Source organism: Candidatus Poribacteria bacterium (genome assembly GCA_021295755.1).
Classification (GTDB): domain Bacteria; phylum Poribacteria; class WGA-4E; order WGA-4E; family PCPOR2b; genus PCPOR2b.
On the sequence record JAGWBT010000148.1, the window covers coordinates 8,818 to 26,273 of the forward strand.

A 17,456-nucleotide genomic window follows, 5' to 3' on the forward strand; every position below is an offset into this window, starting at 1 on the left:
GATTGATCCACGCAAGTGTACCAATTCGCTACGGTCCTGTTTTATCAAGACGGGGGAATTATACCAAACTTTTTGACCATTTTCAACCATTTTTTCACTATACAGCAAATAATTTTTCTAAAAACTTTATTATAAGGAATTTTATTCTCTTTCAACAACGAATGTCTCTGCAACCGAAAACGTTGTGAGGGATCTGTCCGTAACAGCTTGACAATTTTCGGGGGTATCCCCTATAATAGCCAATGTATCCACGGCTACACAGGTTTGCGATTGCCATCGCGTGGGGGCGTGAATTGGAGGGTGAATCGGAGCAAAGCTGTTTTCGGGTCGATTGCCTGTAGCGCTATAATCACCTATAATACTATCGACGATATATCCGATCTTCATAGCCGCCGCCAGCCTGCCGCACTCACCGATAATATGTTGCCAAGAGTCCTAGCCTCAAGATCTTCCCACGGAGATGCGCCAAATATAGCTATAGCAATCACACTTTAGCATCAAACAAGAGGGAAACTGCCATGCCAACCTTTGACATTGAACGACATGCAACCGAATTGGAACAGGACGGCTACACCGTTATGCAAAATGTGATGCCGCCCTCGGAGGTTGAAGCGACCAAGCAAGCGATCGAAGAAACGTTAGATGCCGAAGAGACCATTGGTCGCAAATATGGATTACAGAACGAAAATCTTCGACACGCGTTCAATGTCCAAGGCAAGCATCCACATTTTTACGGGATGCCGCTTCGCAACCCGGCGCCGATAGAGGTAGCGCGCCGCGTGCTCGGTGAAGACATGTTCGCACACGATGTAGTGATACGAACCCCGATGCCGACAGGTAAAAAGGACGCAACCCGATTGGGAGGCAATCTACACGCCGACTGGGCAGACTTCACGGTGAAGCCTTTCATCGGCGGCGCCCACTATCCGATGGCAATTCAGTCCGTATGGGCAATAGCCGACTTCAGAGAGGAAACGGGCGGTCCAATGATCTGGCCCGGCTCGCACCTGTCCCTCGAAATCCCACCCGAAGAACCGGAAACCCTACCACCGGGAGGTATCATCGCTGAGGCACCGGCGGGATCGGTATTCCTGTGGGATTCAAGCCTATGGCACACCGCCGGAATCAACTCCAGTGACAGCCCACGATACGCGCTGATTTTCTACTTCCAGCGGTGGTGGATTAAGGGGTTTAACGATTCCTACCGCTATGTGTCACCGGAGGTTCGCGCAGCGATGACCGAAGCCGAGCGGCGTATCTGGGGCCTTGAGGCCGGCGTTCCACCGAACACACACTTCAGAGGCATGACCGAGGAGCAGATTGCCGCACTGACACCTGAAGAGCAAGCGGTGCTTAACATTGCGCCGTTCTAGCTTTGTAGCATCAACCATAAAAGGCTTGGTCGATGTCCGGACACAGGCAGCACCTAACCTCAATCAAGGAGGGTCTAGTCCTAATGAGCGAAATACAATCACCGCAATTAATTGAAGCACTGCGACAGTATGATAGCGCAACAGTTGCCAATGCAATTGAGCATTTTGAAGTACGCGACCCAACTATGGGCTATGCCAACAATGAATTGGTCTGCCAGATGCCTGAAATCGGGGCACCGATGGTCGGTTATGCTCTCACAGTGACAGCCGATACCACCACCCCCGGCGACACAAGAACCTCGCGCGTTGATGATCTGGTGGGAGCGATTGATGCCGCACCCAAGCCATCGGTGCTCGTTGTCCAGCACGTCGGGCATGATCGCAAGCGGTGCTGCCTGTTCGGCGATATGTTCTGCACAATTGCGACTAAGCTGGGCTGTGTGGGATTTGTGACTGATGCCAATGGCCGCGACCGAAGCGCCATCCGTGAGCGCACACCGGATTTCCATGTCTTTTCGACGGGGTGGGTGGTTTCGCACGGTTACGGTGTATACATCGACTTCAACGTGACGGTGTCGGTCTGTGGTTTGACCATTTCACCGGGCGACCTGCTGCACGGCGACGAAAGCGGCCTCGTTTCCGTCCCAATCGACATCGCCGGGGACGTGGTGAAACGGTCGGAGGCGGTTCGTGAGGAGGAAGCGGAATATTTCGATTTCCTTGAGAGCGATCGTTTCAACATGGCAGAACTAAAGCGCCGCATCATCCCTCACGAGTAATTCTATTATAAGAATTCAACGCAAGGACGCAAGGACACAAAGCAAAAATGAGGAAGCGAGAGAGTGCCTACTTGAGTGGGCGTGGGAACCAAACCCTCTGCGGCTTTCCGATTTTGCGTTAAATTTCACTTGTTTAACGATTTTTTTTGATAACAAGGAGATGTAACATTGAAAATCACCGATGTTAAGACATTAGTCATGGGCACTAGTTGGCGCAACCTGACTTTTGTTAAAGTGGAAACCGATGAAGGATTGACCGGTGTCAGTGAGGTACGGATGAACAACCGCACAGACGCGCTGATCGCATATCTCGATGGTGCGAAGAAGCGCCACGTTATCGGTAGCGATCCATTCAATACCGAAGACCTCTATCTGCGGATGTTCCGTAACGATTATGGACGTGCCGGTGAGATTGTCGCAACGGGAATTAGCGTCGTCGAAATCGCGTGTTGGGACATCATCGGAAAGGCGCTGGACCAGCCGGTGTATCGACTGCTAGGAGGCGCGTGTCGGGACAAGATGAAGGCATACGCCAACGGTTGGTATAAGGTGGAACGCACCCCCGAAGAATTTCACGCCGCTGCCAAGCCGGTACTGGAAAAAGGTTACAAGGCGCTCAAATTTGATCCCTTCGGTGCAGGCTTTTATGAACTCTCTTACGAGGAGAGACTGAGATCCGTCTCGCTGGTCGAAGCGGTACGCGATTCGGTGGGACCCGAGGTAGAGATCCTGATTGAGATGCACGGACGCTTCAGCCCGGCAATGGCTATCCAGATAGCCCGCGAATTGGAACCGTTCGAGCCAAGCTGGGTTGAGGAACCGGTCCCGCCCGACAATCTCGCTGCACTCGCAAAGGCAGCGGAAAGCATTAATATTCCTGTCGCCACCGGCGAACGGCTCCACCACAAGTTTGAGTACCGCGAACTAATCAATCTCCAAGCGGCGGATATCCTCCAGCCTGACATCACACAAACGGGCGGTTTCCTAGAGACGAAGAAGATCGCAGCGATTGGGGATATGTGTTATATGCTCGTTGCGCCGCACAATGTGGGCGGACCTGTGTCTACCGCAACCGCCCTGCACTTCTCCGCTTGCACGCCTAACTTTAAGATTCAGGAGCATTTCAATGACTTCTCCGAGGCGTGGGTCAAAGAGGCAGCGACCGGGTGTCCCGAAGTGATTGATGGCTATTTCAGCCTGCCAAACGGTCCCGGGCTCGGTATGACACTAAACGAAGATCTGATCGCTGAGCACCCTTATCGTGAAGGATCGTTTAATCTGTGGGAGGATGATTGGCATCGTCGCCAGTATTGATGCGTGAAACGTGATACGTGATGCGTGAAAAGAGTATCAAATGCAGTCAGATGAACTATGAAGAGTGGGAAGATTCGGTTCCTGATGAAATCACTAACGATTCTTTATGGAAGATGGAGGCTTATCGGCTGGGATTATTTGCTGCCGATGTGGGCTGGTACGACGTAACTAAGCTGATGCGGGATAAACGTACGGTTGAAATGTCAGACCAACTCTACCGCGCCCTGGGTTCTATCAGTACAAATCTCACCGAAGGTTATTCACGTGACACCGGCAGAGATAGAGCCCGCTTCTATGAATACGCCCTCGGCTCCGCTAGGGAGAGTCGGGATTGGTATTACAAGGGCAGACACATACTGGGTCCGGCGGTCACTACCCATCGTCTGAGCCTTCTTACCCAAATTATTCGGCTGCTACTGACACTGGTTCCACAACAACGTCAGGGGATTCTGCGTGAAACCGGGCACACCTACAAAATGGAGAACACAGATTCTATTTTACATAATATCCCTTTCTCCTAATCACGTATCACGTATCACGCTTTTTGCACTTTCTCTTGATATGAGCCGAACCCTTTATCAAACTAGCCACAGTATTATCCCACCTAGAGTTATCTGCTTTGTCCTTTTTCTGGCGATGCTTTGGGGCGGTAACGCTGTTTCCCTCAAGATTGGGCTCCAAGATTTTTCTCCATTCGCCTCGGCGGGGCTCCGGTTCACGATCGGGCTTGTCCTTATTGCGAGTTGGGCTTTGGCTAACGGCATATCAATCAAGCCGCAGCGGCACGAGTACCTGCGACTGTTTTTGACTGCCATCCTATTTATAACGCAGATCACTGCGCTCAATGTGGGGGCGGACTTTACCCGCGCGGGTAGAACCGCCGTCATGACAAACACCTACCCGCTCTTTGTCGCGCTTATTGCACACTTCGTTGTTCCGGGTGATTACATGACGCGCAGGAAGGCGCTTGGATTGGCCTTCGCCTTCGGTGGAGTCTGTTTCGTATTTCGAGACAACTTCATCGGCGGCACAGGAGAATTTCTGATTGGCGACTTGTTGACGCTGCTCGGCGGTTTTTTACTTGGACTCCTTATCGTCGTCACCAATCGCCTTATCCAAAATATCAATACCTACTGTGTACTGGTATCACAGATGGTCATTGGTGTCCCTACCTTTTTCACCCTGAGCGTAATTTTTGAGGGTAGGGCGGGATACGGCTTTTCCTTCCCCGCGTTATTTGCGGTCCTATACCAAGGTGCCGGAATCGCAGGGTTCTGTTTCGTCGCATGGACGCTCTTGCTAAAGGATTATCCACCGAGCCGACTCTCTGTGTTCTTTTTTACCACACCGCTCTGGGGCATCTTACTGAGTAACCTCCTCATCGGTGAACCGATTACCCTCGGTCTCACAGTGGGGGCTGTGTTAGTTGCACTTGGTATCTACACCATTAATCGCTCTTCAAAACGTCAATTGGCTCATTAGTTCATTGGTTCATTATGTTAGAAGTTACGCACTTCAGCCCCGATTTTATCGGGATTCAAAGCAATTTGTAGTAGCGTAATTCATTGCGCGTCAGATACCAACGACGCCGCGCTAAAGTATCTGGTTCAATTCACCAAACACTACCGCGTGACACAACAGGTATTCGATAAATCGCCCTACAACAAACCTTTGTCCCTACTGTAGTTGCCCGATTCATCGGGCGTCCGTTCCGAAATCAGGGTTGGAAATGGTGTTTAGCGGCGATGAATCGCCGAACTACAGGTCGAAGACTCCCGGAACGGAAATTTTGAGCATTCAACTGCGTAAGTCCTATATGTATTACGCATCACGTTCCGCGTTTCACGCACTTTTTTCTTGACCTAGACTCGGATTTGCTTATAATCAGAGCCACATCGAAAGACATCATCCAATAGATATTTATGAAGCATGGAGGAGATACCGGTGCGCATCACGCATGTAGAATCTATCGTCCTGAAACACCCATTCGGACTACCTGAAACGGGAACAACCAGAGAGTGGACAAATGTCCTCATACACACCGATGAAGGCTTGACCGGCTTCGGTCGAGGTGGAAATCCTCAGCTTATTTCTCGTGATCTCGCTCCCGTCCTCATGGGTCAGGATCCGCGACAAATTGCCCGCCTCTGGGATCAGATGTACGAGTCGGCATGGCGGTATCGCGGACCGGGACGCGCTGCCATGTCCTCGATAGGTGCGTTAGACATTGCGCTGTGGGATCTGTACGGAAAGGCGTGTGGTCAGCCGGTGTGGCGACTGTTGGGCGGTTACGCGGATACCGTTCCCGCCTATGCTGATGGCATCGGCTACATCGACCAGTCTCCAGAGGAGGTTGCGGCAGAGGTCAAAGAGCACGCCGATCTGGGCTTTGATGCGATTAAGCTGCACTTCAACAGCTGCACACCCCAAGAGGTGCTGGATAAGGTACGCCTTTCGAGGGATGTTCTCGGACCCAATAAAAAACTGATGATAGACGTATCTCGCGCTTGGTCTGGGAAGGTGGCAGTGGAGGCTGTCCGTGAGCTTGAACCTTATAACTTGTATTGGATAGAGGAGCCGGTTCGGCTCGACGATGAGCCATTCTACATGCGAATGGTGCAGGAAGCCACGAGTGCTATAGTCGCTGGTGCAGAGGGCGAGGGAACCCTCTACGGCATCAGAAGACTCATCAATGAAGGTGCACTCCAACTGGTACAGACGGACATCCTAATCGGCGGTGGTTATACCGGACTTATGCGAATCGCGGCGCTCTGCGAGGCGTATCACCTACCCGTCGCACCGCACGGCGCACAGTTTCCGGATGTCAACTGCCACCTCGTCGCCGCAGTACCGAACGGTCTGATGGTGCCTGCGTGCCCAAGCTGCGAGCCGTTCCAGATCTGGTCGAAGCTATACGATCCGCTATTCCAAGTAGTGGACGGACAGATCGCCATGACCGATAAACCGGGGTTGGGGTTAGAATTGGACTGGGATTTCATCAATCGGCACCGTGTCGATAGTGCATCGGTTCATTAGTTCATTGGTTCATTTTTCACGCTTCACGCATCACGTTATTGATGGCTGTAAACTAAGTTCTGTTGACATTTCATAATAATAGGACGACCAAGGGAAACACAGATGTACAATCCTTCGTAGGGGTTGGGTTCCCCAACCCGTTTTTCAACGGACGAGGAGACCTCGCCCCTACATTTACGGGCAATTTCACATAAATGTCAACACGTCCCAGCACCATTGGTCATATATAGGGAGACAAGGACTATGGATACGGAAGAGATCAAATATTTTGAGCGGTTCGGATTTATCCATTACAAGGGCTTGCTATCGCCGGCGGAGGTAGAGGTAATCTCCGACGCATTCGACGAGGGGATGCGGGTGGCACGCAAGGGCGCACCGCCGCCGCAATCGGGTGAGAAGAGGCAACAAATTATCCCTTGTGTTCTACCCGCTGCTAGACCATGAGAAGATTGTAGACATCTTTGAGGGCTTGATGGGCGAAGATTTCATCTTGACTCTCAGCGAAGGGATCATCCATACCGGCGGCTCCGGGTGGCATCACGATGCCTACGCCCCCGAAGGTTACTTCAGTATGCGGGCGGCGATCTATCTGGATCCGCTCGGTCCCGAAGATGGATGCCTAACTGTTATTCCCGGCAGCCATTTCAAGGAGTTTGGGGCAGCAATCAACCAGATGAAAGACGAACTCGGTGCGCTTCCCGATGAGATGCCGGGGCGCTACCCGCTCTGCAACGAGCCGGGGGACGTGCTCTTCATGAATCACAAGACGTATCACGCTGCCTTGAGTGACAATTACGGTAGACGCGCTATCCATATCAACTGTGATCAGGAACATTTTGATTGGCTGATGATGTTTCTCGCCGGGGAAACGAAGGGCTGGGGACGATTCTACAGCGACCGCTTGATTTCGACCGCAGGTCCCCGTCGCCAAAAAATGCTGGAGCGAGCCATCGAACTCGGCTTCGGGAATACGGGACCCATCACCCAGTTGCAGGATTTGCGTTAAATCGTTGGTCGTTTACTGGTTCAAGAAAGGACTCCTATTATGACAGACGAAGAAAAATTTCTCGTCGATCTCGAAGGCTATCTTGTTATCAAAGATGTGCTGACACCCGACGAAGTTGACGAACTGAATAAAATCATCGATCAGGGGGATCGCTCCGGACATCCGACCCTCTGGGGTGCGCCCTTCAAAGGGCTGATTGACCATCCGAAGATCCTGCCCTACCTCATTGAGTTGCTGGGTCCCACATTCCGCCTCGATCACGATTACGCTATCTTCATGAGTCAAGGAGAACATCGTGGGAGGCTGCACGGCGGAGAGGATGGTGGTCGCGCTGGGGGACCTGAAGGGGATCACTGGTACAAATACCGAGATGGCGTCATCCGAAATGGGCTGATAGTGATGACCTACTGCCTATCGGAGGTAGGGGAAGGCGATGGCGGATTCTCGTGCATTCCGGGGAGTCACAAGAGTAACTTCTCCACCTGCCTGCCCACAGATGTCCGCAGTTTCGAGCGACCCGCACATTACGTTGTCCAGCCGGCTGCTAAAGCTGGGGACGTGATTTTCTTCACCGAAGCTGTCATCCACGGAACGATGCCGTGGCGTGCTGCACATGAACGCCGATCCCTGCTCTACAAATACAGCCCCGGCCACTCGGCATGGTCTGGAAACTTCTATGATCTCAGTCAGTTTGGCGAGTTGACGGATCAGCAGAAACGGATTCTATCCCCGCCCTCTATCGGTAACCGCCCCGATGTCGTTCAGGTCGAAACGAACCAATGAACCAATGTGCGAATGAACTAACGGTTCTTACGTTTTACGTTTTACGCATCACGTTTCACGTTATCAACCGTTGCAAACTAGCATTATTGATTATCACATATAACGGAGCTAACTATGCGTTTTGGAATGAGCGGAACATTTTTGCCGAGCAATATGGATGACTTCACGCCGGAGATCGCACGGAAGGTCAGATCATTCGGATTTTCGGGTGCGTTCACCCGTTTTCGGGAGAATGATCCCTTTGAAACAACAACCGCCCAATGCCACAGGGTCCGCGATGTCCTAGCGGACGAGGGGGTTCGGATGTATCAAACGACAGGCTATTGGCAGTGCCTGATTCACCCCGACGAAACGGAGCGCAAGCAAGCGGTGCGCACGGTACAGGAGGCGCTCAGAGTCGCCGGCGATATTGGGGCGCGGGGCATCGACACGGGACCGGGATCGATGAATCCGACGGGACCGTGGAATCCTCACCCCGACAACTGGAGTCAAAGGAGCAAGGATCAGTTAATCAAGAGCCTGCGGGAGTGTGCGAAGGCGGCAGCAGATAATCAGGTTTACCTCAGCTTGGAAGGGCATCAGCTTGTCGTGCTTGCAAATGAGAAGGTCACGAAGGAGATTCTTGATGCGGTGGATTCACCGTGGGTCAGATCTGATCTGGATCCGGCAAACTGGGTGACGCTCAACACAGTCTATAGGACCGGCGAATACATCGATCGGATATTCGACACGCTCGGCAACCATATTGTGAGTGGACACGCAAAGGACATCACCCTCACTAACGAACATACCCTCCACCTGCCGACCCGCGCGCCCGGCAAGGGAATGATGGATTTCAAAGCCTATATCCGCCGAATGCACGCGCTTGATCCAGAGTATCCGCTGATTGTCGAAGGTGCCCAAGAGGAACAATTGCCGGAGGTGAGCGATTTCCTGCATCGGACAGCGGCAGAACTTGGGATTCAGGTTAACCAGTAAAACGTAGAATGTGATGCGTGAAACGTGAGTGTAGGAAGAATCCACCAATCTACTCCAATCTTCGCTAATCTTTTTTTGGATTTGTGTAAAGTCATGGAGGGTTTAGGGATTCTGCTACGTTCGCCCTGTAGGTCGAGATTCACATCTCGACACCCCAGCGTCGATTTTGGAAAATCGACCTACAGCAGGGCAACCACAAGGGTTGCCCCTACGAGAATCAAGCAATGTAGGGGCAGGTCTTGTGCCTGCCCAAAATACGGACTCTCGACATGGAGACCGCTTAAATTTGTCAAATATCAACAGAACCTATCTAGTTGGACTCCGAGAAATAGAATGATGGGTATGGAAATGCTGTGATTTGTAGGTTGAAATGTTTTTTTACATCGAGTGCATTAGAGAAGATACGGACAAATGTCCAGCCCGAATGCTGGACTACAAAGAAGATGCGCTTGCCGTTCTCCGTGTTGAGCATATACACGGGTCTACCATCAATCCAACTATATTCGGGCAATTCCCGATAGCCCAACGCATAAATCGCCTCGTGCGGGGTGAGGCGTCTATTGGCATAGAACGAGAGCATCACCACTCTGTCGTTCAGAATGCCTGCGGTTAAGCCTCTGAACCGATATTTCTCTCCAAAGTCGTAAGTGGGCGTGTCGTTTTCTATCGTTTTACGCGCTTCTCCCAGTATGGGCTCGATATCGGCATGAAAGGTTAGGAAGTTTTCGCCGATTAAGCGATCGATCCCGTTCATCTGTGTGGGTGTCACGTCAAGTTGAGGTATGGGCGTAGCGCACCCGGCTAGCAGGAGCGACAGGTACGCAACACAAACAAAGCGCAGCAGCATAATTGTCCCTCCTTCATTTTAGGCAACGTTTGGATATGAGTGTAATGCGTAATTTGTCTGAATCACAGATTGACACGGATTAAAGGATTACATGGATTAAGTTCGTGACTATACACATTGCGCTCCGCTGTGGCGTTATTTCTAGTAGGTCGATTTTCCAAAATCGACAAATACCTAGCGATAGTCCGAGTGTTCTGTCGAGATGTGAATCTCGACCTACGGACTTACACACGAACCAATGAACCAGTGAACTAATAAACCAGCACAGTGTCGAGATGTGAATCTCGACCTACTATATCAAGAATCACGAAGTCCAATCGCGTGCGAACTGCACCAGCAGTCGCACACCGAAACCAGTACCGCCCTTGCTAGGAACATACGACGACCCTTTGCGAGATGTACCCACGGATAGCCTTCCGCAAACTTCTTCAAGAACGCCCCGCCGACGATGGTCCCCGCTGTGCCGTCACCGATATTTTTGACGTCAGCGACATCGCTTTTGATTAGTTCGTCGTAATCATCCCACAAGGGGAGTTCCCATACCCGTTCATGCGTCTTCTGTGCAGCGGCTCTGACCTTAGCGATCACCGAGTTATCCGTCCCCATCATCCCGCAGGCAACGGTTCCCAGAGCGGTGATGACAGCGCCGGTCAGCGTTGCCAGATCTATCGCCGCCTTGGGGTTATACTGGGCAGCATAGCCCAACGCATCCGCTAACACCAATCGACCTTCTGCGTCTGTATTAAGGATCTCGATTGTTTTGCCGCCGTAGCTTTCGACAACGTCGCCCGGTCGCTGGGCGGTCGCGCTCGGCATGTTTTCGCTCGCCGCAATCAACCCAACGACATGGAGATCCGGCTTAAGCACCCCGACCACCTGCATCGCGCCAAGCACCGCTGCTGCGCCGGACATATCGTGTTTCATGTCCATCATGCCGGAGCCGGACTTGAGCGACAGGCCGCCGCTATCGAAGGTGATGGCTTTTCCAACAAACGCAACGGTATCCTTCTCCTCGCCATCGGGGATATGCTCCAAGACGATAAATCGCGGCTCTTCGGCGCTGCCCTGAGACACGCCGAGTAAGGTGCGAAACCCCTTCTCTTGAAGTTGCGCGAGGTCAAAGACTTCGCATTTCAACCCTACCTCATTTGCAACCTCAGCCGCCTTGTCGGCGAGCATCGTTGGGGTTAGGTGGTTGGGCGGTTGGTTGCTGAGATCGCGAGCGAGGTTTGTCCCGTTCGCAATCGCATCGCCGACGGCAACGCCTCCTTCGACCATCGACTTGGTCGCGTCGTCCGTTACCAAGAAGGTGATGGAGTCAAGTGCTTTGACCTTATCGAGTCCCTCCGTTTTGTGCTGGTCGAATTGGTAGAGTGCGAGTCGGCTGGCTTCGGCGGCTGCCTGTGCTATCTCTGGTGGGGTCTCTGGCGGCAACGAGACCGCGATAGTCTTTAGCCCCAGATCCCGAAGTTCTTGGACAACTTTGCCCGCCGCCTGACGCACCTTCTCTGGATCCAACTCCTCGTTTTTTCCCAGACCGACCAGTGCAATCCGCGAGGCGGTGATTGCTCCTCTGGTATAGAGCAGCGCGGTCTGGTTACGCTCGCCTTTGAAGTCGCCGGCGTCAATCAGTTCGCTAATTGCACCGTTGGTCGCTGCATCGGCGGCTTGCGCCACGCTGACGAGCGGTTCGCCCTCAAATACCCCGACCACAATCGCATCAACGGCCTCTGTCCTGAAATCTCCAACCTTGACATCAATTTGCATCCTATAATTTCCTTTCCAAGTTAGTTCATTGATTTAACTGCGGTTGCGGTATACCGCGGCCTGCTTTCACATTTCACGAAAAGTTATCCACAGGTTATCCACAATTTTTATGGTTTTGACATGCGTGTCCCAATTTTGACACCGGCATCACGGTTTTGACACGCGTATCACAGTTTTGACATCGGTGTCAAAATCCGAAAAAATAAAATGGCTGGAACCCTTGTGGTTATTGAGCCCGGCGAGTTATCCACAATCGCCTAATAAAGCTTTAATAACTTTATAATAAATATTTAATATCCGGAGCTCCAAAAAATTTGATTAAGGAAGAAAGAAACGGTGTTGCGTTCTCAATATCAACTTCCCTGTCGCCTGTCATGCCGCTGCAACGGTAAGGCGATGGATTTTTGACACCTAGCAACTTGGGCTATTATATCTTTCGCGGATTGTTTCGATGAGATCGGTGGTCGATTTGCCCGGCACGTTTAGCCCCACAATCACCTTGCCCCCGTTCGATTCGACCGCCTCCCGTTCAATGACCCGCTCGATTGTGTAATCGCCGCCTTTGACGTGGATGTTCGGCTTGACGGCGGATAATAGGTCAATCGGATCGAGTTCGGGAAAGATTGTGACGTAATCGACACACGCCAAGCCCGCGAGCATTTCGGCGCGTTCGTCCGCGGGCACAAGGGGACGGTTCTCCCCTTTGAGTACACGGACCGAGTCGTCGCTGTTGACGCCGACAACGAGGAGGTCGCCGAGCGCTTGCGCGGCTTGCAGGTAGCGCAGATGACCGACGTGTAGCACATCGAAGCAGCCGTTGGTCGTCACGACAACTTTGCCGTCCGCCTGTAACTGCTGAACAATTTCGACCAGTTGATTCCGAGAGTAGATTTTTTTTTCTGGCATGGCTCGTAACCTGTAAGTTGGTAATGCGTAAAAAGGTAGATTCGTAAAAAAAGAAAGCGCAAAACACGGAGAGAGAGGATATGTTTTACCTCAACGCAAAGACGCAAGGAAGCAAAGATGCAAGGAAGAGAAAAGATAAGGATTTTCTATTGTTTTTTTTCTCTGCGCCCTACCGTCTTAGCGACTTTGCGTTAAATTATTTTTCATTTCGCATGATAGGTAACCCGTAAGTAGGTAAAGGTTCTCGGCTTATTCTTTAGGCAAAATCTGGTACAGGGGTGTAGGTATTGAAACCATCCGTTCGATCCTGACCGCGCAGGAGATAGATGTCGTGGTCGGGTCTCAACGAAGGGTCGTTGCAGCGGACATCAGCGGGCATATACCGCATCGTGTAGCCGCACCGACGTTTCTGTGAGGTGTTCGGTGCGGAACCGTGGATGGTGAACGCATCGTGGAGATGGCATTCGCCGACCGACAGTTCCAGATCAACAACTTTTGACTCATCCAGATCCTCGGCGATAACCTCTCTGCCGAACAGGTGCTTTTCGCTATCCACCTTCTCGTACCGCCGATCTCTGAGTTTATGGCTACCGGCGATCACGCGCATACACCCGTTTTCGACCGTTGATTCGTCCACCGCCAGCCACATCGTGATGACGTGCATCGGGTCCAATCGATCGCCCCAGTAGACACCGTCCTGATGCCACGGCACCGCCAGCCCGTCGCTCGTCCGTTTGCTGATGAAGTGGCTCGACCAGAGGAGGATATCGGGTCCGATGAACCGTTCAATCACATCAAGCACACGCGGGTCTGCGAGGTACTTGAACAGGTAGGGATGCTCGACGTGCGGCACGTCCATCTGTTCCGGGCGTTTGCCGTCGGGGAGCGATGCGATCATGTCATCGACGTAATCGCGCAGTTCGTCTAATTCTGGCTGGGTGAAGATCCTGCCATATTTGAGGTAGCCGTTCTCATTGTAGAGAGCCACCTGTTCATCGGTGACCGTCGTTTCGGTTTTCCAGTTTTTGTCTGTGTTTGTAGGACTCATTTTTTTCTCCAATTGTCTGAATCACGGATTAGCACGGATTTAAGGATTACACGGATTTATGATGAATGCTATAATTACTTACACACCTTCGATGCACAGCCAACCCCCTAAATCCCCCTTATCAGGGGGACTTATGAACTAATTGCTTAACACGATTGAATTGATTTTTTTATCAGTCAAAGAAAGCATTCCACAGTAACAGCGCGATCACAAGAACTGCCGTTCCCCTGGCTATTACAATATACCATTTCACGGTTGTGGTGAATCGGTCCACTGTGTTTTCAAGCCGGTCCATCGATTTGTCGAGGGTTTCATTTAAGCAAGCATGGGGTCTCTACTGTGAAGATTTCGATATCGACGCCGTCGCTATCGAACAATTTTAACCGCTACCGTTGGACTCTCTTGGTCAAACTGCTGTCCGTTGATCATTCCACTGCCGGTGAACTTGATATTATAAGTATCCGCCTCTAGCGCGTCGGAGGCTGTAAGGGTCATCTTTGCTTCTGTCTCATGTTCAGGGATGCTGACCTCAGAAACGGTGAATCCTGCCGGAAGATCAATGGGAACGACGTCAATCTTGTCCGTGAAACCACCCTGACGACTGACGGTGACTGTGAGGATAGCCTCCTCCGTTACCTCCTTCGTCGAATTCTCCGTGATGGTATCACCGGCTTCAGACACGCTCGCTGTGGGCTGCTCGCTGGATGTATGACTCCCTTCAGATGATTCTGAAACCGGTGAAGCAGCGGGTAAAATGATACTTTGTCGGAGCGGTGTGACAGTGACCACGAAGGGGGCTTCGATAATGGTCAGTGGGAGGGCAGGTGTCGTTTGCACTACGGGCTCGTTGTTAATGGTTGCACTCCCGGTCACTGCGATATGTTGTGTCCCCGCCGGGGGCAGCACAGAGAAGAGCTCCCTCCGAAAAAAACTGCCGGCTTTAATTGTAATTGTCGCTCCGGTTTCACCCTCGGCAAGAATTGCTTCGGAGGCCTCAGAACTCTCGGGTAAGCCGACGACCGATAACTCAATCGGTCCAATAAATCCCTGCTTGCGGTTCGCTGTGATATGAAGGGGTGCCTCTCTCGATTGTACAATACTTAGACCGACTTCGGCGACCTCTAGGACGAATTGAGGCGCTTCCATCACAGTGAGAAAAATCGGATCCGGTTCCGCTTTTCGCTTAACTCGGCGGTTGTGAATCGTCCCGACTCCTATAAGCGTAATCGGGAGAAATCCAAGCGGGGCGTCCGGTGGCGCTGTTAGAGTGATCAGGGCTTGGACTTGATCTGGTTCCAAGACGGTTGGACTGACCGCGAAATCCTTAGGCAGATTGGGCAGGACGAAACGGAGGGGACCATTAAATTCATCAATGCGGCTAACCTCAATCGTAAGAGACGTACTATCCCCACGACAGATTCTCGGATGATCGGGCGTAACCGTGAGCTGAAAACCGGGTTGAAGCGGTGCGATACTCAGACGATAGGCGAAATCAGGTCCGCCTTGATTGTTCAAATCTCGAATAGCAATCGCATAATCTCCGGCTTCCTCAAAGGTATGATCGATCCGAGCTTCTGAACCCATCGTATCATCGTTGACAGCTAACGTCCCGTCCTCAGGTTGAGTCGCCGCAGACGAATCGGAGGCAGCGTCAGAATCTTGGGCTTCATCATCCGTTTCCGCCTTATCGAAAAGCGTCAGCAAGGCATCTAGCTTTGACCCAAGGCGTTGTGCGGTGACATCAAAGATGAGCCGTTGTTCCTTTTCTGCTCTGAAGGTAAAGTAATCGACATCCGCTTCCAGTCCTATCTGACCGTTGATTATGATTGGTGATGTCACCGTATTGGCTCCGGCTTCATCGGAAGTAACCTGTTCCCATGTGTTGTTCGGCTCTGCTTCCACACACTCAGGCAGATCTCCAACCATAAAGGGATACGAACTTGTCGATAATCCAGAAGGCGTCATCACCCGCACTCTCTGCACGCCCAACGGCGCATTTGGGGCAATAGAGACTTGCATGGACTCCACATCTGCGAGATTGCGTCCACTGACGGCGATGGTGTTTTCGGTGCCGCGCTTCCCGCCCAGCGGAAATATCGAATCCAGATAAGGCAGTTCACCGATGCTCAGTCGATAGACAAATTCCTCGCCACCTTTGTATCGCAGATCGCGAATCCGAAGCGTGTATTCCCCATCCGTTGGAATCGTATAGTCTATCAGCGAATCGAGTCCATTGGCGATGTCGTTACTTGCGACCTCTACCCCATCGGGACCAAAGAGGGCGAGAAATGAATCGAGCAGCGATCCCATCCGAGAAGCGGTAACGTCGCAGATCAGGCGTTGCTCTGCCGTGGCGTTGAAACGGAAGAAGTCTTGATCATCGACCGAGTCAATGACACCGCTGATGGTGGTAGGTAAGTTGACCCAGTTTGCCTCGCTGGGTCCTGAATTCGGCTCTGTTTCCCCGACTTCGGGTAGATCGCCGACAACAAAGGGTTGAGCGTTAGAAACCCCTTTGGGAGTCGCAAGCCGTATCTCGCGCATCCCTAAAGCAGCATTCGGGGCGATGGTTACGTGGGCGACCAAAAAGCTATCGTTAGGGATGTGACCGGATACACCCTCCCCACTAAAGAATACAGCCGCCTCACCAGTCTTCTCTCCAATCTCCCCAGAAACCCCCTCTCCGCTGAATATTAGCGCGGTTGCCTTGCTGACATTTTTTCCATTCAAGATAATCTCGACATCTGTCCCGCGTTGCCCGCCTTGTGGGGAGATTGAGGTCAGTTCAGGAATTGAGGTCGGTTCGGGGACGGTTTGGGCTTGGATCAAACGGGGAGATATGAAAAGCAATAACAGGAGAAAAATAGTGCAGGGCTTATATCGCTGGGCTAGCCAGAAGTATACTTTTTCATAGCGATAACAGGACATGACAATCGCCTTTGCAACCTCCTATTCTCAAGGATTCAAGGATACATCGATCCGTAGAGTATGCTGCCAGCTCTAATGGTCGGGATTTGGGGCATTTATGGTAGATTTTAGAATTACTTGGGCACTGCATCGGCGCAGTTGGAAACAGCGCCTACCATACACGGGGAGCGAAAGTGTCTATTTATAGTAGATTTTAGAATTACTTGGACATTACAGATGAGCACTTAACCCCCCTAGCCCCCCTTATCAGGGGGGAATTAGTAAATGTTCACTTATTTATAGAATTCACCATATTTTTAGACTTCACCATAAATAGCCCTAGTCGGGAGGCCAACACCTGTCCTCAAATGCGGTGAAGCATTCAAGGACAGGCTTTGTGATTGTTGCGTTAGAATAACCCCAGAACCGGATTGCCTTTAACCAGTTCCCTCGGCTGATCTAAGTGATTCATCACTTCGGTGTGCGGATCGATACCCAAGGTGTGGTAAACGGTTGCGAGGATGTCTGTCGGGTGGACCGGGTCTTCGAGGGGCGTCGAACCCGTTGCGTCAGATTTCCCGTAGACCTGTCCACCGCGAACCCCTGCGCCGGCAATCAAGCCTGTGTAACAGTAGGGCCAATGATCCCGACCATCTGGCGCGTTGCTATTTCCAGAGGTGCTGACACCCAGTTTTGGCGATCTGCCGAACTC

The 17,456-nt window shown here is 51.8% G+C and carries 16 protein-coding genes; 10 read left to right on the plus strand and 6 right to left on the minus strand.

Going from position 1 to position 17,456, the window contains the following annotated elements:
• The first annotated feature begins 518 nt into the window (after positions 1–518).
• From J4G02_18765 to J4G02_18810, 10 genes are all read left to right on the plus strand, one after another.
• Positions 519–1,373 (plus strand): phytanoyl-CoA dioxygenase family protein, encoded by an 855-nt coding sequence (locus J4G02_18765; GenBank protein ID MCE2396579.1) that lies wholly within the window; start codon positions 519–521, stop codon positions 1,371–1,373.
• Positions 1,374–1,456: 83 nt separating this feature from the next.
• Positions 1,457–2,152 (plus strand): RraA family protein, encoded by a 696-nt coding sequence (locus J4G02_18770; GenBank protein ID MCE2396580.1) that lies wholly within the window; start codon positions 1,457–1,459, stop codon positions 2,150–2,152.
• A 168-nt stretch (positions 2,153–2,320) separates the two neighbouring features.
• Positions 2,321–3,466 carry a mandelate racemase/muconate lactonizing enzyme family protein gene (locus J4G02_18775; protein MCE2396581.1) on the plus strand — a complete coding sequence of 382 codons (1,146 nt, stop codon included), beginning with the start codon at positions 2,321–2,323 and terminating at the stop codon, positions 3,464–3,466.
• A 50-nt stretch (positions 3,467–3,516) separates the two neighbouring features.
• Complete coding sequence (locus tag J4G02_18780) at positions 3,517–3,987, plus strand: four helix bundle protein (GenBank protein MCE2396582.1); 471 nt, start codon at positions 3,517–3,519, stop codon at positions 3,985–3,987.
• A gap of 40 nt (positions 3,988–4,027) precedes the next feature.
• A complete protein-coding gene (locus tag J4G02_18785) occupies positions 4,028–4,948 on the plus strand; it encodes a DMT family transporter (GenBank protein ID MCE2396583.1) in 921 nt (306 codons plus the stop codon).
• A 462-nt stretch (positions 4,949–5,410) separates the two neighbouring features.
• Positions 5,411–6,502, plus strand: a complete 1,092-nt coding sequence (locus J4G02_18790; GenBank protein MCE2396584.1) for a mandelate racemase/muconate lactonizing enzyme family protein — start codon at positions 5,411–5,413, stop codon at positions 6,500–6,502.
• 243 nt (positions 6,503–6,745) lie between these two features.
• Positions 6,746–6,946: a hypothetical protein gene (locus tag J4G02_18795; protein ID MCE2396585.1), complete on the plus strand. Its 201-nt coding sequence runs from the start codon at positions 6,746–6,748 to the stop codon at positions 6,944–6,946.
• Complete coding sequence (locus J4G02_18800) at positions 6,921–7,508, plus strand: phytanoyl-CoA dioxygenase family protein (protein MCE2396586.1); 588 nt, start codon at positions 6,921–6,923, stop codon at positions 7,506–7,508. Before J4G02_18795 ends, J4G02_18800 begins: the two co-directional genes overlap by 26 nt.
• A gap of 39 nt (positions 7,509–7,547) precedes the next feature.
• Complete coding sequence (locus tag J4G02_18805; GenBank protein MCE2396587.1) at positions 7,548–8,291, plus strand: phytanoyl-CoA dioxygenase family protein; 744 nt, start codon at positions 7,548–7,550, stop codon at positions 8,289–8,291.
• Between the two features lie 114 nt (positions 8,292–8,405).
• Positions 8,406–9,269, plus strand: a complete 864-nt coding sequence (locus J4G02_18810) for a sugar phosphate isomerase/epimerase (protein MCE2396588.1) — start codon at positions 8,406–8,408, stop codon at positions 9,267–9,269.
• A gap of 310 nt (positions 9,270–9,579) precedes the next feature.
• Here the strand turns inward: J4G02_18810 and J4G02_18815 are convergent, their stop codons facing one another.
• The 6 genes from J4G02_18815 to J4G02_18840 form a co-directional block, all read right to left on the minus strand.
• On the minus strand, positions 9,580–10,116 hold the full coding sequence (locus J4G02_18815; protein MCE2396589.1) for a hypothetical protein: 537 nt from the start codon (positions 10,114–10,116) through the stop codon (positions 9,580–9,582).
• Positions 10,117–10,413: 297 nt separating this feature from the next.
• A complete protein-coding gene (locus J4G02_18820; protein ID MCE2396590.1) occupies positions 10,414–11,883 on the minus strand; it encodes a leucyl aminopeptidase in 1,470 nt (489 codons plus the stop codon).
• A 411-nt stretch (positions 11,884–12,294) separates the two neighbouring features.
• Positions 12,295–12,789 (minus strand): D-glycero-beta-D-manno-heptose 1-phosphate adenylyltransferase, encoded by a 495-nt coding sequence (gene rfaE2, locus J4G02_18825; protein ID MCE2396591.1) that lies wholly within the window; start codon positions 12,787–12,789, stop codon positions 12,295–12,297.
• Between the two features lie 256 nt (positions 12,790–13,045).
• Positions 13,046–13,837: a phytanoyl-CoA dioxygenase family protein gene (locus J4G02_18830; protein ID MCE2396592.1), complete on the minus strand. Its 792-nt coding sequence runs from the start codon at positions 13,835–13,837 to the stop codon at positions 13,046–13,048.
• 366 nt (positions 13,838–14,203) lie between these two features.
• Positions 14,204–16,765: a PPC domain-containing protein gene (locus J4G02_18835; protein MCE2396593.1), complete on the minus strand. Its 2,562-nt coding sequence runs from the start codon at positions 16,763–16,765 to the stop codon at positions 14,204–14,206.
• Between the two features lie 388 nt (positions 16,766–17,153).
• Positions 17,154–17,456: DUF1501 domain-containing protein (locus J4G02_18840; protein ID MCE2396594.1), on the minus strand; the 303-nt coding region annotated here is incomplete at its 5' end.

What these genes read in the sequence shown, in the direction of transcription:
- J4G02_18765 (MCE2396579.1), top strand. Translation starts at nt 519, where the DNA reads ATGCCAACCTTTGACATTGAACGACATGCAACCGAATTGGAACAGGAC.
- J4G02_18770 (MCE2396580.1), top strand. Translation starts at nt 1,457, where the DNA reads ATGAGCGAAATACAATCACCGCAATTAATTGAAGCACTGCGACAGTAT.
- J4G02_18780 (MCE2396582.1), top strand. Translation starts at nt 3,517, where the DNA reads ATGAACTATGAAGAGTGGGAAGATTCGGTTCCTGATGAAATCACTAAC.
- J4G02_18785 (MCE2396583.1), top strand. Translation starts at nt 4,028, where the DNA reads ATGAGCCGAACCCTTTATCAAACTAGCCACAGTATTATCCCACCTAGA.
- J4G02_18795 (MCE2396585.1), top strand. Translation starts at nt 6,746, where the DNA reads ATGGATACGGAAGAGATCAAATATTTTGAGCGGTTCGGATTTATCCAT.
- J4G02_18805 (MCE2396587.1), top strand. Translation starts at nt 7,548, where the DNA reads ATGACAGACGAAGAAAAATTTCTCGTCGATCTCGAAGGCTATCTTGTT.
- J4G02_18810 (MCE2396588.1), top strand. Translation starts at nt 8,406, where the DNA reads ATGCGTTTTGGAATGAGCGGAACATTTTTGCCGAGCAATATGGATGAC.
- J4G02_18815 (MCE2396589.1), bottom strand. Translation starts at nt 10,116, where the DNA reads ATGCTGCTGCGCTTTGTTTGTGTTGCGTACCTGTCGCTCCTGCTAGCC.
- J4G02_18820 (MCE2396590.1), bottom strand. Translation starts at nt 11,883, where the DNA reads ATGCAAATTGATGTCAAGGTTGGAGATTTCAGGACAGAGGCCGTTGAT.
- rfaE2 (MCE2396591.1), bottom strand. Translation starts at nt 12,789, where the DNA reads ATGCCAGAAAAAAAAATCTACTCTCGGAATCAACTGGTCGAAATTGTT.
- J4G02_18830 (MCE2396592.1), bottom strand. Translation starts at nt 13,837, where the DNA reads ATGAGTCCTACAAACACAGACAAAAACTGGAAAACCGAAACGACGGTC.
- J4G02_18835 (MCE2396593.1), bottom strand. Translation starts at nt 16,765, where the DNA reads ATGTCCTGTTATCGCTATGAAAAAGTATACTTCTGGCTAGCCCAGCGA.